At 43.3% G+C, this 19,219-nt stretch carries 9 protein-coding genes; all 9 read left to right on the top strand.

Going from position 1 to position 19,219, the window contains the following annotated elements:
- Positions 1 to 45 precede the first annotated feature (45 nt).
- The 9 genes from BDD43_RS05620 to BDD43_RS05580 all read left to right on the top strand — a co-directional run bounded on the left by BDD43_RS05620 (position 46) and on the right by BDD43_RS05580 (position 19,147).
- Positions 46 to 810 (top strand): DeoR/GlpR family DNA-binding transcription regulator, encoded by a 765-nt coding sequence (locus BDD43_RS05620; RefSeq protein ID WP_008507897.1) that lies wholly within the window; start codon positions 46 to 48, stop codon positions 808 to 810.
- Positions 811 to 1,400: 590 nt separating this feature from the next.
- Positions 1,401 to 2,405 carry a GntR family transcriptional regulator gene (locus BDD43_RS05615; RefSeq protein WP_008507896.1) on the top strand — a complete coding sequence of 335 codons (1,005 nt, stop codon included), beginning with the start codon at positions 1,401 to 1,403 and terminating at the stop codon, positions 2,403 to 2,405.
- Between the two features lie 196 nt (positions 2,406 to 2,601).
- Positions 2,602 to 7,020, top strand: a complete 4,419-nt coding sequence (locus tag BDD43_RS05610; RefSeq protein WP_008507895.1) for a hybrid sensor histidine kinase/response regulator transcription factor — start codon at positions 2,602 to 2,604, stop codon at positions 7,018 to 7,020.
- Positions 7,021 to 7,763: 743 nt separating this feature from the next.
- Positions 7,764 to 9,935: a fasciclin domain-containing protein gene (locus BDD43_RS05605; RefSeq protein ID WP_121196776.1), complete on the top strand. Its 2,172-nt coding sequence runs from the start codon at positions 7,764 to 7,766 to the stop codon at positions 9,933 to 9,935.
- Entirely contained in the window at positions 9,874 to 10,713 is an 840-nt protein-coding gene (locus tag BDD43_RS05600; RefSeq protein ID WP_121196775.1) for a RagB/SusD family nutrient uptake outer membrane protein, read from the top strand. Before BDD43_RS05605 ends, BDD43_RS05600 begins: the two co-directional genes overlap by 62 nt.
- 5 nt (positions 10,714 to 10,718) lie before the next feature.
- Positions 10,719 to 12,542, top strand: coding sequence for a fasciclin domain-containing protein (locus BDD43_RS05595; RefSeq protein WP_008507891.1), 1,824 nt, complete (start codon positions 10,719 to 10,721; stop codon positions 12,540 to 12,542).
- Positions 12,543 to 12,598: 56 nt separating this feature from the next.
- Positions 12,599 to 14,125 (top strand): fasciclin domain-containing protein, encoded by a 1,527-nt coding sequence (locus tag BDD43_RS05590; protein WP_008507890.1) that lies wholly within the window; start codon positions 12,599 to 12,601, stop codon positions 14,123 to 14,125.
- Between the two features lie 20 nt (positions 14,126 to 14,145).
- Positions 14,146 to 17,337, top strand: coding sequence for a SusC/RagA family TonB-linked outer membrane protein (locus BDD43_RS05585; protein ID WP_008507889.1), 3,192 nt, complete (start codon positions 14,146 to 14,148; stop codon positions 17,335 to 17,337).
- Between the two features lie 19 nt (positions 17,338 to 17,356).
- On the top strand, positions 17,357 to 19,147 hold the full coding sequence (locus tag BDD43_RS05580) for a RagB/SusD family nutrient uptake outer membrane protein (RefSeq protein ID WP_121196774.1): 1,791 nt from the start codon (positions 17,357 to 17,359) through the stop codon (positions 19,145 to 19,147).
- Positions 19,148 to 19,219 lie beyond the last annotated feature (72 nt).

Here is a 19,219-nt window from a genome sequence, read left to right as displayed (position 1 = left end):
ACTTCGTTTTTATGTTATTTTTGTCAGTATTTATAATTATTTAAAATGCTCGCATATCAACGTCGTGAAAAAATTCTGGAATTACTTCAGGAAGATGGCACCGCAAAAGTAATCAATCTGGCAAAAATCTTTAAAGTTACGGAAGTTACCATTCGGCAGGATTTAGAAAAGCTGGAGAAAGAAGGCTTGCTAGTTAAAGAGCATGGCGGAGCTTATTTGAAGAATATTCAGGACCAGGTTAGTTCATTTTCATTAGCTAACCATGAGAATCTGGATAAGAAAGAAATTATTGCGATCAAATGTCTTGAATTTATTCAAAATGGGGATACTATAATTCTGGATTCCGGTTCAACTACCACAGAAATTGCCCGGAAACTTAAAGGAAATCGGAAGGTAACTGTCATTACTAATGCTTTGAATATAGCGTTGATGTTAGGCGCAGAACCTGGCATTGAGGTGATCATGACCGGAGGTGAATTTAAACCCCCAACTTTATCGCTTACAGGCCAAAAAGCGGCAGATTTTTTTAAAGGCATTAATATCCAAAAGTTGTTTCTGGCTACAGCAGGACTTTCCTTAAAATCTGGTTTAACATATCCAAGTATCAGCGATATCGTCGTAAAAAAAGCAATGATAGATGCGGCTGAGACCACTTATCTTGTGGCAGATTCAACTAAGTTCGGGAAAAGCGCTTTTGCAAGCCTCGGTGCCCTATCACTCATCAGCTACATTATTACAGACAGCGGTATCGAGGAAAAGCATAAGGACATGTTCCGCAATCAAGAAATTGAAATCATAATTGCCGGTTAAGATATTTCGATTCATTGTCCTATATTACAACGGAAGGATTTACTCTTTAATTCGATCTCTTCATTATCTGCCGGGAATAACCATTTCATTAACCTATAGTTAGGCAGTGGATTAAGGTCGATGATTTGCTACTTTTATATGTTTAGGAACGGGGTTTAATAAAAAAAAGAAAATTATAGTAATTAAAAATCCCGGTAATGGACTAAAAATAGGTAACAAACGAAAATTTTACCCTAATTCTTTTATCAAGAATCTTATCGGACTGCCCCAAATCGTCCTTTATGTTTGATCAAATATTCAATATTGTTCCACTTAAATTATTAATTTTATATATTTATCAATTATTTTTTATAATACACGCAATTTGCAACCGATTTTTTAAAATTATTTGTATATATAGCGAATCTCTCGCTATATTAGTAAAGGGAATTTTTCAATATTATCCCATCCAAATAAAACCAAAAATACCGATCTGGTTATAATTCAGATTCGAAACAAGCAGTTATCTATACTTTTCGCCGGACTTAAAAAATCAAGGCGTGAATGCTTTCAATTGGAATTAAAACTGTCGGTATGTTTTATCATATGAAATGGCTAAAGCAAAGATCAATTATAATAATACTGTGCCACTGGTAGAGCAAATTGTGATGACTATAAGCCGGGATATTGAAAAGGGTGTGTATAAAAGGAATCAGCAACTGCTTTCCATCAATACTTACAGTAGACAATACGGCGTAGCGAGAGATACCATTGAAAAGGCCTATACCCGTTTGCGAACAGCTGGTTATATCAGCTCCGTTAAAGGCAAAGGTTACTTCGTTAATGTCAAGTCCAATAAAACGATCAATGTTCTTCTGATCTTTAATGAACTCAGTTCCCATAAAAAGATCGTTTTTGATTCAATCGTCTCATCGCTCGGGGCAAAGGTAAAAGTTGACCTTAGGATCCATCATGGTGATTTGGCTTTACTGGATGAAATCATTGACCAATCGCTCAGCTTATACCACTATTATGTTATCCTTCCCTTGTTCAGAGAGGGAATCAATGAAAGTGTTTGCATCAGCACATTACGTAAAGTGCCTGATAGCCAACTTATTTTATTGGACAAAACCATAACCGGTTTCAAGCCAGCTTATTCTGTTTGCCAAGATTATACCAACGACATTTTAAATGTGCTCAGAAAAAATTCGGCGCGTTTGGCCAAGTATGAAAAGCTGATTTTACTCATCCCCTCAACAGGCCACCAGCAGGGAATCATCGAGGGCTTAATGCGATTTGCGACTGAATCATCACTTGGCTTGGAAATCAGGAATATGGTGGAGAAAAATGGGCCGTATAAAGGCGAAGTTTACCTGACGCTGGACGAATCGGAACTCATCATTTTATTAAAGAAAATAAAAGAAAATGGTCTGCTGGCCGGCAACGAGATTGGACTGATATCTTACCATGATACACCCTTCAAAGAATTGCTCGGTATTACGGTACTTACTACTGATTTAGAAGCGATGGGGAAAATGACCGCGAAAATGATACTGGAAAACAAGCCCGCCCAAATCATAAACCCATTTAAGATCATTATCAGGCAATCCCTTTAAACGAAATGGGCTACAATTGTGCGAGTCATACCAGCTAATTCAGATCAGATAAAATAAATCTCAACATTGTCAATCTTATCACAAATAGGAGCCGAATTTTATGAAGACAGAGATGAAAGCAAATGTTTGCAGTATATTACATAGGGTCTCAACTGCTAAAAATAAACCTATCTTACCAAGGACTTAACTTTCCGGGATGCTTATAAAATTTAATTTATCCAGGATAAAATGTACTGCAATATTACATCTATTCTGCATTTTTGCCCCTTGCTTTTCGTTTGCCCAGTTGAAATGCCGGATCACCCATTATTCTACCCAGGATGGCCTGTCACATGACAAGGTGACCTCTATAATCAAAGACAGGGAAGGATTTATGTGGTTCGGTACCTGGGATGGCATCAACCGTTTCGATGGGCAGACTTTTACCACGTTTAAATCTTATGCTGGTGACAGTTCCAGCCTGAACAGCAACCGGATCAATGATATCGTCGAAGATGACAACGGGTATTTATGGGTTAAAACCGATGGCAATCAGGTTTATAGATTTGATAAAAGAACTGGAAAATTCCTTTATGTATTGAAAAGACTGAAAAAGGTCGCGGGAAAAAGATTTTCCTGTACGGGTATTCTGCCGTCAGGAAAAAACCTGGTCTGGCTTTTGAGTTCGGATCAAGGCCTTATCGCATTGTCTAAACCCGGATCGCCGGAACCTGTTATCACCAGATATGCACAGGATCAGGTTGGGCGCTTTAATCTTCCTTCTGATAAGATTAATTTCTTCCGGATAGACAACCAGGGAAAAATCTGGATAGGAACCGTAGGCGGTATATCAATACTCAGGCCCGACGCCTCTGGATATTATTCAAGCAAGCCCCTGGATCTTGATGTTTTAAACAAGTGCAATTTCAAATCCGTGGCAGAAGATAAAGTCAATATCGCTTTCACGACACAGGATGGTTATTTAATCATTCATAATAAGCAGAACGGGAGGTTCCTTAAAAAGAAAATCTTACCTGATATGCAATTAAATTCGGTATGTCTTGCCTCAAAACGCGATTTAGTATATTGCTCAACGGCTAAAGGCGAGCTAATAATACTAAACAAGGCCGATCTGAGCCTTCGCGCAACTGTCAGAATCGACCAGCACCCGATCTTATCTATCTTGGAAGACAAGTCGGGCTGCTTGTGGCTCGAACCTAGTGAGAACGGTGTATTCCGGTATGACCCCTGGCGGGGCAACCTCCGGCGTTTCACGCAGCCGGATTATTCTTTGATCAATACGGGTACACCATACGAGGTATTCGAAGATATAAATGGCAGAGTTTGGGTCAATATGAAAGGGCATGGTTTCGGTTATTATAACGAGGCCACAGGCACAATTGATCGCTTCTACAACGATCCACGATTTGACGACTATAGATTTAACAATAGGGTTGTTCATCACTTTTACGACAGTGAGGGAATCCTATGGTTGAATACGGACCAAAAGGGATTGGAAAAAGTAGTGATCCTAAATGATGACTTCCATCAGCATCTTTTAGTGGACCACACCTATGTACAATCGGAAAATGAGGTCCGAGCCTTATATTCTGATCATCAGCAGCGACTATGGATCGCAACTAAAAGAAAACTTTCGGTCTTCAAAGGGGGAAAAAAAATCCAAGGGATGTTCACCAATGAGCCCCCCGGCGGACTTGGCTGGGTTTATACGATATGCGAAGACCGGAAAGGAAATATCTGGCTCGGGACTAAGGGCAAAGGACTTTTTAAGGCAGAACCACTTGATCAGAATCATACCAGGTATCGCCTGGCCCAATATACAAACGACCCAAAGGACACGACCAGTATTAGTGGTAACGCTGTGTATTCCGTTGTGGAGGATGAGAAGGGACGGATCTGGACGGGTACAATAGGCGGCGGTTTAAATCAAGTGGTGAGCATCAAAGGAAAAACGAAGTTTTACAACATCAGAAATGGGTTTTCCAATCACCCAAGGGGCGCTTATAACGGAGTCCGGCACCTGGCGATCGGTCCAAAAGGAAACATATGGGTGGGGACCACGGACGGCTTACTCATCGTCGATGCTACCGATGAACAACCCCAAGACTACCGGTTTTTCGAATACAACAAAATACCAGGTGATCCGCAAAGTTTAGGAAATAATGATATTCAGTTCATATTAAAGGACAGGCAGCAACGTATGTGGCTATGCACAGCCGGGGGCGGATTTGACAGGGCGGTCGGGAAGGATTCTCAGAAAGGGTTAAAGTTCCGTAACTATACAATCGGGGACGGGTTGGCCAATGATTTTACACTAAGTTGCGTAGAAGATAATTTCGGTAAAATTTGGCTGGCCACCCAAAAGGGCCTTTCACAATTTGATCCCGAAATACAACATTTCAAAAATTATTACGCGATCGAGGGATTGCCAAAATTCGGTTTTTCGGAAAGTGCCTGCCTAAAACAGCCTTGTGGAAACATAGTCTTCGGAGAATTCCAGGGATACCTTTCCTTCAATCCCGCAATGATCAGTCACCACAAGACCAATGCGCATATAGCTATAACCGGCCTGCAGGTGAATGGCAGAGATATTGACATTTCGGACCATAAGCAATCTGTTTTGAAATCAGATATTAACTACTTGACCGAACTAGTATTAAAATATGACGAAGATGACCTGAGTTTTACCTTCAATGTCCTGGACTATCGCAATGGGGACAGGCAAAATTACGCGTATCGGTTATTGGGCATGGATTCAGTCTGGATACAAAGCGATCCTAATCAGCGGAAGGCAACCTACTCAAACCTACCTCCCGGCAGCTATATTTTCCAGGTTAAAACGGTGGGACAGGATCAATATCTTGAAGTACCGTTCAAACAACTTTCGGTTAAGATCCTACCACCGCCCTGGCGAACAGGATGGGCAAAAATAGCTTACATCTTATTCATCGCGGTCTTGCTGCGGATGACCTGGCGTATCATTTCGACCATGTTTAAACTTCGCCAGCGCATACAAGTTGAACAGGAGCTTACGGAACTAAAGCTGAATTTCTTTACCAATATTTCGCATGAATTACGCACCCCTTTAACTTTGATTATGAGCCCTGTTGAAGCACTCTTGTCCAAGGAAGACCTATCTGAAAGAGGAAGAAGGTATATTGAGATCATCAAGAGGAATACCGAGCGTATGGAAAGGTTCGTCAGCCAGTTACTGGATTTACGGAAAGTGCAAACAGGGAACGCGCAGTTAAATATTTCCCGCGTCAGCCTGGTTTCTCTGATCGATAAAGTCGCCGGCTATTTTACTGAGGCCTTTCGTGAGAAAAATATCCGGTTCAGCATAGTCCCGGATAACCTGGTCTTGGAGATTTGCGCTGATCCAGAAAAGATGGAAACAGTTTTTTATAATATTCTTGCCAACGCCCTGAAATACAGTCCTCAAGATGGAGTGATAGAGATCTCGGTCAATTTCAAAGAGAATGGATCTGTATGCGCAATCGCCATCCGTGACGAGGGACCCGGTGTCGATGAAACGCAACTTACTGATATATTCCGGCTTTATTACGAAGGTCAAATAGGCGGAGCAGGACAATTAAAAGGTACTGGGATCGGCCTTTCGGTTTCCAGTGAATTCGTACGACTTCACGGAGGTAAGATTTATGCCGAAAATAGTGCAGATACAAATGGGCTGATCGTTACGATTGAACTCGGAACAAGTTTAGAACTCTGCCAGTTCCAAAAAAAACCGGGCACGATGCGAACGCAAACAGCTATATCAGAGGTTAAATCGCCGGAGCAAGATACTACGGAAAAAGGAAGGGCACAGGAAACGGGCTATAAAGTTCTGAAAGCGCCATTACTGTTGTTAGTTGACGACAACTCCGACCTGCGTGTTTTTCTGTCAGGGGAACTTGGGGGGCATTATCGCATTGAGTTAGCGGAAAACGGGGAGGAAGGATTTTCCAAAGCCATGCATTTATATCCGGATCTGATCATATCTGATGTCATGATGCCAGTAATGGATGGTATTACCATGCTGGATAAATTAAAAAGTCATAACGAAACGAGCCATATCCCGGTTATTTTGCTAACGGCAAAAGCTTCTGTAGAAAACAAGATCGATGCTTTGAACTTTGGTGCCGATCAATATCTGACCAAGCCTTTCCGCACCGAGATGCTGCTTGCTGCTGTCAGCAATCTTCTGGAACAAAGAAACAGGATGTTCTGGCAACTTTTCAACCGCCCTAATTCAGCGCAAAAAGAAAGAGGCGATCTTCTCATAACCTCACATGATGAATTATTCCTTAACAAAATAATTCAATTTATCAGTGCAGAAATGTCAGACCCCTCCCTGAGCATTGAATCTATGGCAGCTAACGCGAATATGAGCCGCTCACCATTTTACCGGAAATTTAAGGGCCTGACCAATATGGCCCCAGTTGAATTCTTACGTGAAATGCGGCTTAGAAAAGCAAAAATACTTTTTGATTCAGGAGAGCAAAGTATTACCGAGGTCGCTTACCGGGTGGGATTCGAAAGTCAAGCGTACTTCAGCACCTGTTTCAAGCATTACTCCGGCCAAAACCCGTCTGAATATATAAAAAACCTGCAATAAAGGGTCTTAGACAGCGTGATAATACGAAAATGAATTCCGAACATCGAACTACCCTTTTTCTATGAGGCAAAAATAATCATCGCAGAGGCTTTAGCTCTTTATCAATAAACGTTTTCTTAAAAGTAAATAAAGTTGGCGATGTAGAATCACCGGGGAGTACTACGGTCGATGCCCCCAAATCTTTATTTCTCCTAATCTTTCCATCAAGAATACAAAAATATCGACTTGAACGGCTTCAGGGAATATGATCTTTTTTTTTCTAAATGAAACCCATTAAATAGCCTTTAAAACGCTCTAAAACTCATAAAGGTCAATTTTTGAATGCAATAGACTAATTTTTATTCACCCCATGCAGATCACTTCAAATAGATTTGTGTGACAATAACCAATTGTAAAGTGGCTTCCGGTCATGCTAATTTCCTGGAGCGAAATCTTTTTACTTAATAAAATTATGAAGAAATTATCCGCTCTTTCAAAACCCCTGTTATTAACGCTCCCGGAGGTCAGCAAAGGTTTATACCTATTCTGCAGGCATTGATCATTTATTTTTTGATCTCGGCTTTGTAGCCCGATCAAGGTATACAGCGAATCAAAAAGTGAGGCCGTCGTCAAAACAAATATTATTCACAATCCATAAGCTTAAAAATATGTAAAAACTTTACACTCCTATCTCCTGGTTGCCCCAGGTAAATCACGGTTAGAATTAACCGTCCCAATAATTTATTGAAAATTTATAAAATATTATGAATAAATACATTACCTCCATCGTATGTATACTGGCCATGACAAGCATTTTCAGCTCATGTCAGAAAAAAATGTTTGACGACTATTATGCCCGCCCTGATGGCTTGGCTCAACCTATCTACCAGGAACTGCAGAAAAAAGGGAACTTTACCACGGCCTTGGCCCTCATAGACAAAGCGGGTTACAAAACTATTTTGGGTACAGCGGGTTATTGGACCTTTTTTGTGCCAAATGACAACGCTTTCCAAGGTTACTTCCAGGAAAATGGTATCAGCGGCGTGGCGGCTCTGGATTCAGCAAAAGCAGCCGGAATTATAACCTATAGTCTTGTCGCCAATGCTTATCGAAAAGACCAATTGGGGATTTTACAGACCGCGAAAGGTGCTGTTGCCGACAATGCTTACAGAAGGAAAACTGCCTATTATGACTTCACTTTTGTTGACCCGAATCATTCCGGGGTTTCTGTGGCCAACAACCGTAATGCGACCTACGTGGCCAACGATAATAACAACAAATACATCCCTTATTTTTTGAGCGGCTATTTCGGGATAAATGCCCTTACTGCTTCTGACTATAATGCTTTTTATCCCACCTCCACCTTCACCGGCTTTAACGTCGCCGGCGCCAAGGTTATCACCGCTGATATTCCGGCTGAGAACGGCATTATGCATGAAATTGATAAAGTTATCCCGCCGATACCTAGCATAGATCAATACATCTCTCAGAATCCGGATTATAGTGAATTCATGCGGCTTCTGGATAAACTCGCTATCTACACAGCTAACATTGCACTGACGAGCCGGTATAAAGTGCTAACGGGGAAATCGGATATTGTTTATGTTAAAAGTTATCCGGCTACGCTCGCCTTCGCACCGAACAATGAGGGTTATCTCGCCCTTACGCAAACTGATGCCCAGGCAAACGGGTGGACAATGGTCGTGCCCAAGAACTCAGCGCTTCTGGCTTACGAAAAAGATATCCTGGCCAATTTCGGCACATTCGACGCAGCTCCGCCAAGCGTTTTAACCGACCTGATTAATGCACATATGTGGCTTTCTACCATCTGGCCGAGAGATATTCTGACCAGCAATAATAATCTTCAGGTGCAATCTGCAACCTTCGTGGCTTCGGACATCATCGATACTAAAATGTTGAGTAACGGAAACTTTTACGGTACAAAAGCGGTCCAGCAGGCCAATGTCTTTCGCACTGTGTATGGTAAAGCCTACCTCGACCCCAAATACAGCCTGATGACCAGGATATTTGGTCAGACAGATCTCAAAGTTGGCTCGACGAACACGAACTTCAAATATACCTTGTTTATGATGTCCGATCTCGAGGTCAAAAAAGCAGGGTATGATTATATTCCCGATCAATCTGTTTGGACGTATACTGACCCGAACGCGTCTGGGTCATCCCCCTCGACCAGCGCATTACAGGAAAGGCTGGCCAGAATAGCTGCAAATTCCCTACTTTATACCGCCTACGGGCAGTTCGATAATTTGTCCGGGGAAGGTATAGCTGAATCTTTTGGAGGGGAATACGTCAAATTTAAGAATAACAAAGTTTTTGCAGCAGGAAACGTTGTGAAGGGAACTGCTGTGACGATAGACAGCGTGAAAACCGCCTTCAATGGAAGGGTCTATTATACCAAGGGCTTGCTGCAATTTGCAGAAAATACGGAAACACTGGGTCAGAGCATCGAACGACTCGGCCTTTCCACAGACCCTGTAGTGGCTGCTAACTTCAACTACTTTTACCAATACCTGATTAATTGCGGAACACTTTGGATACCACTTACCAAAGACATCATCGGAGCTGCGGTAGGTGGGCAATATACAGCTTTTATCCCTACAAATGCCGCGATCATGCAGGCGGTCCGTAACAACCTTCTTCCCGGCAACTCTGTCACGGGGCAGCCAACCTTCAGCCCCACAACAACCCTCGACCAGGCAAAAGTAATAAATTTCCTGCTATACCACATTGTCGAAAGAAATACCATAGCCGCCGACGGTATAAAAAACGGGATTTTTCCTACGCTATTAAAAGACATCAATGGCAATGCTAAAACGTTGACAGTTTTCTATCCCGGTACAGATCCGACCCGGTATGTTCCCGCTCAAATGGATGGCCGGAAGCGATCATCCGGAATACTATACACAATGCATTAAAGCCTGTGATAAGATAATCAACTCCGGTAATTTTGGGCTGATCGATGGTAGTAAACAAGCAGATTGGTTCAATACGGTTTTTTTTACAGGAAACTCGAATGAGAGCATTTTTGAGATCCAGTTTGATGCCCAATTGCTGAACCCTTTTTATACGATGTTTATCAACCTGAGTGGAAAGCATTTTTTAGCTGCCCCGAGGGTGACCGACGTAGTCTACGGCAACGATCCCAATCCCCTGAATAAAGACATCAGGGGAGATGGGGGGGCTGTTCGAGCGACAGATTATGTCATCTGGAAGTTTGCTGGAACGCCAGGGAACAGTTCATTAAGAGCCCCCGGAGAATCCTACGCACATTGGTTTTTTTACCGGTACGCGGATATCCTGCTTCTGAAAGCAGAAGCCCTGACCTTTTCAAATAATACCACTGGTGCTTTGGCACTCGTTAAGACCGTCCGCGCCCGCGCCCGGGCCATAGCCGCCACAGAAGAAAACCCGGACCCTAACAATGTTCAGGATGTAGCCGATTATATACTGAGAGAACGGAGGCGCGAGTTTGCTTTCGAAGGAAAAAGATGGTTCGACGTACTCCGGAATGCTAAACGTGATAAATATACCCGTATAGACCTTATCCTTAATATGATAGGTGAAATTGCCCCCGGAGATAAGGTGCAATTGATCGTTGGAAAGTATTCAGACAGGCGGAGCCATTACCTACCTATAAATCTCGATGAGCTGCTGGCTGACAAAAATTTAGTTCAAAACCCTTTTTACCAATAACTATTATGAAAAAAACTCAAGGCCTTCAACTGGCGACAGTGATTACCGGTTTTTTTATTGCACTTTTTTTCGCGAAATGCAAACAAGAGCCTTTGGTGATCAACACCAGCAGTAATGTCAACATTACCTCTTATCTTGATAAATATCCGGAGCAGTTTTCACTATTCAGAAAAATGATTGAGCGGGCGGGAACCGACGGCTTTTTGCAGGCCTATGGAAAGTACACGCTTTTTCTTCCTACTAATGATGGGGTTAAGGCCTACTTGGCCAAAGCAGGCAAGAATTCCGTGGACGACATTGATTTAGGAGAACTAAAGGACGTTGTCAATTTTCATATCCTGAATGATACCATTTCTACCTCTAAATTCAGTGATGGTAAGATAAGTGCTCTAACTCTTCAGGGTCAATACCTTACCACAGGAGTAACTCTGGCTGCTGGGATCACCAAGCTAACAGTCAATAAGCAGGGAGATATACTTACCTCCAATGTACGTGTCGGCAACGGGATTATCCACGTGATCAGCCAGGTACTCTTACCCGCGAAAAATACTTTGGCAAAAATGATAGAGAGTGATCCCAATTATTCAGTTTTTACTCAGGCTCTTAAAGCAACTGGTTGGTATGATTCGCTTAACGTCATCCCGTCGAATAATCCTATTGCCACACGAAAATTCCTGACTGTTCTGGCGGAAAGCAATAGCGTACTGAATGCTGCAGGATTTCCGGATTTCATCAGCCTTAAAGCCCGCCTTTCCCCGGGTAGCGGAGATCCTAAGAATGTAATGGATAGCCTGCATACCTTTATTGGTTACCACATCATACCTGGTGCAAACTATCTGGCAGATTTTGCTACCCTGACCTCGCTAAACACACTGGCCCCGCCAGATATCCTGAATATTTCCAGGAGTGCAGGTAATATCCTCATTAATGATATTGTTTTTAACGGTATATATGAACCCGGGAGTTTAATCTCAAGGTCATCAAGCGATCTTTCTGCCTCTAACGGGGTACTGCACGCTATGGCACCTTATTCTTCTACAGCCGGAATAACTACGGGGCATTTCGCTATCAAGATCCGTAAACCGGTCCCTGTATACTGGGATGTTTGTGACTTCCCGGAAATCAGGGCTATCCCTAGCATTTTCAGACAGGCTGGGTCGGCTTCGACCTACTTTTCGAAATATTCCGCAACAGATCAGCCGATCAGTGGCTGGGACTGGGAAAGGAAGTCTTCAGGCACGCCAACTGCGCCTAATAACAAATATGATCAGCGATACCTGAACTATACGGGCGCTTGCTACAACGACGTGCTGAATCCATCCATTAGTATTCCAACAGCGGCCAACAGCGGAGCCGGGCTCAACTCTTGGATCTATATGAAGACCCCGGTCATTGTAAAAGGCAGGTATAAAGTTTGGATCTGTTACTCAAGGGATTCACAGGGCGGCGGCGATTACCCGTTGGGCAGACGTGTTCAATGCAGGGTGCTGGTCGACGGCGTTACAATGGCTAAACCTTTCGATTTTTCTGAGCCCCCGCCGATTGTTCCAACCATGTCGGAATTGGAATCCCAAGGCTGGAAATATTACATGTCCAATCCAGTCGTTGCCACGGCCCCCTCATCGAAGCCTTTTATTGGCAAACTGGTCGGCATTGTCGATATCGCCGTGACCAATGTGCATCAGGTACGCCTTGAAGTGATACAGGGCAACCAGTCGCTGGACAGAAACAAGTTGGATATGATACATTTTATCCCAACCGACTGGCCCTCGCAGGTATTGCCAAGATTCAGACCTGACGGCACTCAAGATTTTACACCAATACCATAACCCATTGATCTATAAATACCAGGCGGTGTTTATAGATCAAGTTTAAATTTTACGGCATGATATTAAAAATACGGCATTTTACATATTTACTAGTACTGATCACGCTTTCTTGTTCCTGTAACAAGAAATGGGATAATTATAACAACTTAAGAGACTCAGCACTGTCCCAAAGTCTTTTAGAGCGGATCAATAGAAACCCGGACCTCAGCCAGTTTTACAGTCTTCTTGTAAAAACGGGGTACGATAAAGTTATCGCTTCTTCCAAATCATTTACGGTATGGGCGCCGAATAACGTGGCCATCCAGAAAGTTGATTTGGCGATTATGCAGGATAGTGTACGGCTAAAACAATTTGTAGGGAACCATATCGCAAATCAGTCCTACCTGGCCTCAACGATCAGTGGGCAGCTTTATATCAAAACCTTGAACGGGAAAAATGTAACTTTTAAAAGGGCGTCGGTTGATGATTCGCCGATCATCGTGGCTGATCAATATACCGGCAACGGCGTGTTACATGTGATCGGGGATGCGATCATTCCTAAGCCGAGTATCTGGGAATACCTGATGTCGACCACGACATTGCAGAAACAGGAGCTCATTTCGCTGAATTATCTGGCCTTTGACCGGTCTTCAGCTATACAGACGGGTGTGAATCCCAATACAGGCGCACCGATCTATAAACCCGGGACAGGCTATACGACGCTCAATAGGTTCAATAATCTGGCCGATATTAGTAATGAAGATTCTCTCTATACCTATATTGTGCTCATCGATCCCCTGTTCGTTGCCCAACAAAGTTCACTATTTAAATACTTTGTTACGACAAATCTTTCCAAATCGGATAGCCTGACCAAATTCAATGTGATCAGCATGCTTGCTTTCAAAGGTGTCCTGAATTCAGAAGCATTTCCAGATACAGTGTATTCCGCTGTTGACAGTGTCAAATTCCATTTAAGAAAGAGTGACATCGTGGAGAGCCGCAAAGTTAGCAATGGTATAGTTTACGTGATGAACAACATTAGTTACAAGTTGTTGGGGGAAAGGAACGATAGCTATGCAAGGATCAAACCGATCACGCTCCAAGGAGAAAATATAGACAGTATGCTGGTCACGAAAACCTATAGTGTACGAACCCGGAGGAACCCGAATAACACCATATACCAGGACATGCTCTTGGAAAATCATGGTACAGCTTCAATGTGGGTTAATTATCGGACAAACGCCAACTCCGTTAAATACAGGGTTTATTGGCGGGTCGTGCGTGATAATGCATTAGCCCTGACGGGTTCAGCTACTGACCTGACCTATTTTCCTATGAGACTGGCTTTCAATACGCCGACCAATGTCTCCTTTACGCAGGCCAAGCCAGGCGTGGTCGACAATGGTGTCGACCCGGTGACCGGAAAACACACTTTTTCACCCAATTATAATGATGTATTATTGGGTGACTTTGTCAGTCCCTTCTATTTCTCGAAAGCTGCCGGTTTCGGCTCATTAAATTTATTTCTTCTTGGAAATACGGTAACAACCAATGGGGCAAATACATTGCTTTTAGATTATATCAAACTGGTCCCCATCCCCTAATTAAAATTCGAAATAATTTTATGAATTACGTATTGAATACATCACTAAAAAACATCATACTGATCCTACTGGTTATTGGATTTACACCCATGTGTATAAAGGCGCAGATCGGTTCCCTTAAGCCGGATTCCGCCAGTAAAAAAAGAAACGTGGCGGACAATTTTCTAACCGGTAGTGTAAGGGATGCCGGAACAGGGAAAACACTGCCGGGTATCAGCATTGCTTCCGGCACCGAACTTGCGACAATCACTGATGAGAAAGGTGAGTTCCGGATTGAGGTAAGCGATCATTATGCAGTGATTAATGTATCCGGTCAGGGCTACCAGCAAAAGGAAATCGTTTTAAAAGGCAGAAAAACGATCGTTATTGATCTTTACCCCGACACCTACAAATCATTTTACAGCGAGGTAAAACTTCCTTATTCTGTAAACTCAAAATTACATACTGCATATGCTGTAGAAACAGTGAGTAGTTATGATAATTGGCAGCGCACCGCGGAAAGTTCGGATACCTATTTACAGGGACGGGTCGCCGGCCTAAACGTTACCCGCCGGTCGGGTACACCCGGTGTAGGCGGAAACTTATTGCTTAATGGTTTCAGCTCATTGTACTCAACTAATCAACCCCTTATCGTTGTCGATGGAATGATCTATGATAATTTCAGCTATGGTACCTCAACCATCGCGGGACATATTTCTAATCCCTTATCCAATATCGATATCAAAGACGTGGATTCATACACCATTATTAAAGACGGAACGGCTTTTTATGGGACAAGAGGTGCTAACGGTGTTATTTTGATTACGACGAACCGGGCCAAAAGCCAGGTGACCAATATTGACTTTGCAGCCTATGGTGGTTATAATTATAAACCTGGAAATTTGCCGGTCATGAACGACCGGAATTACCGTATTTTCCTTTCTGACCTTTTGGTCACGGTTCCGGGTGAAACGCCTGCTAACATTCAACTTAAGCCATATATCAACGATTCTGCGAATCCATTATATTACCAGTACCACAATACGACGAACTGGCAGGACCAGGTAATGAAAAACAGCTATAACCAGAATTATTACATGAAGATCACTGGCGGTGACAATATCGCCACTTATGGCTTGTCAGTGGGGTACCTCGGGGAAAAAGGCATCACCAGGAACACGGATCATCAACGTAATCAAACCCGCTTTAACGCCGATCTGAACCTCACAAAAAAACTTTCTGCGCAAGCGAATCTTTCTTTTGTGAATAACCAGCAAAACTTGAAAAGCCAGGGAATAGCTCCCAAAACCAATGTATTATACCTCGGCCTGGTAAAAGCGCCAATCTTAGCGCCGCTCCAGAAAAGTTCAACCAACGAAACCGCTCCCATAGCGGCGGATGTCGATGCCTTCAATATTTCCAATCCTTACGCGCTAACGGAAGACATGGTGGGGATCAACAAAAATTACAGGTTTGTTGGGTCTGTTAGTTTTTTCATGAAACTTAATGAAAAATTGAAGCTCCAAACCCTGATCGGAGTGAACTATGATAAGGTCCGGGAGAATTTCTTTATACCGGGATTAGGTGTCGTTCCTGACACACTTGCAACAGGGATATCTACAAATAGTTCGGGCACCAGCACTAAAAGCCTGTATTCGGTCTACAATGATTCGAGGATTTCTTACGCCTCCAGGTTTAGAAACGATCAAAAACTTGCTGTTAACTTTGGTGCTAGGTACAGCTACAGCGAACGCGAAGCTGATGCTGGGTTAGGCTATAGTTCAGCGACCGATGATTATGTTAGTGTCGGCGCAGGTCTTCCTGCACTCAGGTCAAATACCGGCTATAACAGTAAATGGAACTGGATGGATGTTTATGGGAATGTGGACTATGAATTAAAGAACAAATATTTTGCTTCGTTGAATATCGCTGCTGACGCGTCTTCACGCTTTGGGAAAAACGCCAGCACATCTTTTGCTCTCAATGGCAATAAATTAGCCCTGATGCCCTCAATCGGGCTTGGTTGGCTTGTTTCGAGTGAGGGTTTTATGAAAAGTGTCAGGTTTATCGATATACTGAAGTTTCGTGCGGGTTACGGTATGACCGGAAATGATGATATTGGTGATTATACCACTGCCCAGTTTTATAGTTCTCAAAACCTGCTTGGTAGCCAGGGCTTGGTACGTGGCAATATCGCCAATCCTTCTTTGAAATGGGAAACCGTTAAAAAAGCTAATTTGGGTATGGATATTTCATTATTTAAGGAAAGGCTGAACCTGAGCGTGGATTACTTTAACCATCATACTACGGATATGATTACCTATGAACCGACAGGGACCATCTCGGGCTTTAGTTATGCCATCACTAATAATGGTGCGATGGAAACAAAGGGCCTTACTTTTGCAGCAAGCGGACGTTTGCTGAATACCAGGGTAAAATTCGACATCGGTGGAAACATTTCCTTTTACAAAAATAAGCTCACCATGATCCCTGACGATAAGCTACTGACGACATTCGCTGGCGGCACGATCATCAGCCAGGTCGGCCAGACAGCTAACTTGTTCTATGGCTTTAAAACCAATGGTGTTTTCGCTTCCGAAGCTGAGGCTGCTGCATCGGGATTAAAGAACCTGAGGGCGGACGGCACCATAACCAATTTCAGGGGCGGAGATATGCGCTACATCGACAACAATCATGACGGGATTATCGATGATAACGACAGGCAAGTTATTGGTGACCCTAATCCGGCCTTCACCGGCTCTTTTATAACATCGGGATCTTATAAGCGATGGTCAATGGATGCGGTCGTCACTTTTACCAGTGGAAATGATATTTATAATTATACCCGCAGGCAGCTTTCCTCCATGAGCGGGTACGAAAATCAGTTGGATTATGCCATCAATAGGTGGAAAATTCCTGGCCAGGTCACCAATGTGCCTCGGGCGGAATATGGAGATCCGGCGGGAAATTCCCGTTTTTCCGACAGGTGGATCGAGAGCGGGGCATACCTCCGGTTAAGAACTATTTCCGTTACCTATGCTATTCTGAAAACTGGTAGCACCATCAAATCAGCTAAATTATTTTTAACCGCGGATAACCTCTTCACTATTACAAATTACCTGGGTTATGACCCTGAATTTAGCGCCTCAGGGAACCTGTTCAGCCAGGGAACCGATATTGGCCTTGAGCCGCAATTCCGCACTATGCAGATCGGTATAAGACTCGGTTTATAAGAATCAGAATAAAAGAAAAATGAAAATGAATATAACAAAGTTAATTAAGCGGAATATTTTGCTTTTATTTTTTATGATAAGTGTTTTTTCCTGTAAAAAAATCTTTGATTACCAGCCCGAGAACGTACTTGATATCACGAAAAATTACCAGGACGTAAATGACGCCGATGCTGTTATCCTGGGTTTATATGGGAAATTCGCAAAGGTCATGGATAAATATATCGTATTGAATGAATTGCAGGGCGACCTGATGGATGTAACACCGAATGCGGATAAATATCTTAAGGAAATCAATGAGCATAGTGCGACAACCGATAACCCCTGGGCGGATCCGAAGCCCTTTTATGCTCTGGTCATTGACTGCAATGATATCATGTACAATTTCAAAGAGATGTTGAGAACCAGAAGAATGACTCAGGCAGAATTTGATATCAGGTATTCTGAGGTCACTACAGTTTGGGTATGGGTATACCTTCAACTTGGTATTCAATATGGATCAGTGCCGTTTGTGACCGACCCATTGGCAACGATCGATGCCGTAAAGGACCCATCAAAATCGCCCACCGTAAGTTTTGACGTGCTAATCGATAATCTGATTGCAATGATCAGAACGGTTCCGGTGCTGAACCCCATAGCCCTGACGGACGAAACACATACACCAATCATCGTGACGGCGGGTTCATCATTGATCCGTGTAATCGATGGCTACAGTACATCGAGAATGTTCCTAAACAGGTACTTTCTTTTTGGCGATGTCTTTTTATGGAAAGGAAGTTACGCAGAGGCGGCGCATTACTACCGGGCTGCGATGGATCTATCTGAATACGTAAAAATTTCTTCTGGGTCGGGGTCATATCCCGATTTTTTCAGGGTGACCGGCAGTAAAGGAGAGGCGACAGGTCCTACCTGGGACAGCGATTTTATATCCCCTTTCGATGGCGATATCAAAAGTGATATCATCAGCCAGGTGCCCTTTGATAAAAAATTCCAACCTGGCAATCCTTTCATCAGTCTTTTTTCGCACGCGGGAAAATACCTGCTGAAGCCATCTGCCAAATCCATTAACAACTGGGATATACAGTACCGATCTGATAATTCACCCATCGACATTTATAGGGGGCCTGACAAATCGTACTCTATGGGTCCGGAGCCGGAAGTAAAGAAGCTAATCGCGGGCTTTAATAAACTCAACCCTTTGGAAACAACAGGAAAATTTATTATTCAGCGATCAAGAGGACTTCACCTTCGTTTTTTGGAAGCGGCCAACAGGGACGGCCGTGACCAATTAGCCTACGCCTTGTTAAACAATGGCTTAAAAGCGGCCTATACCGGTCCTCCTCCTGTTCCCGCTAATGTGGTGAACATTATGCAAAGCTTTGATGCGAACCCGGATTATTATTTCGATGCCAGAGCTGGGCAGTTTCCTCCTTACGTAGGGATATGGAGCGGTAATATTGGTATTAGGGGAAATGCCAGCCTCGTACCCGTTAAAGTTGATTCTGTAAAGTACTTTGATATGTCGGTACCGGCACTATGGGATAAACCTGTCAAGGATGCCAAAGGTCTGGCGATCGCCCAGGAGGATCTCATTCTGAAGGAAAACGCACTTGAAATGGCTTTTGAAGGGGTACGATGGACTGACCTTGTCCGGGTCGGGCTAAGACGGGAAAAGGAAATACCGGGGTCTGGGCTGGCGTTCATGCAGGCAACTGTTGCTGCGAAGTTCATAGCCGCTGGGAAATCAGTGCCTCCGGGTGTGGCCCAACTCGGGTCTAGTGTAGCGAACTGGTACCTGCCCTTTAAAAGATAGTTTCTTTGGAGATCAAATTAGTGAAAGTCACCAAAATAAACTGTCGAGAAATTAAACCTGGTCCGGTAGCAT

It is taken from the genome of Mucilaginibacter gracilis, assembly GCF_003633615.1.
GTDB classification, from domain to species: domain Bacteria; phylum Bacteroidota; class Bacteroidia; order Sphingobacteriales; family Sphingobacteriaceae; genus Mucilaginibacter; species Mucilaginibacter gracilis.
This window is presented reverse-complemented; position numbering and strand designations above follow the sequence as displayed.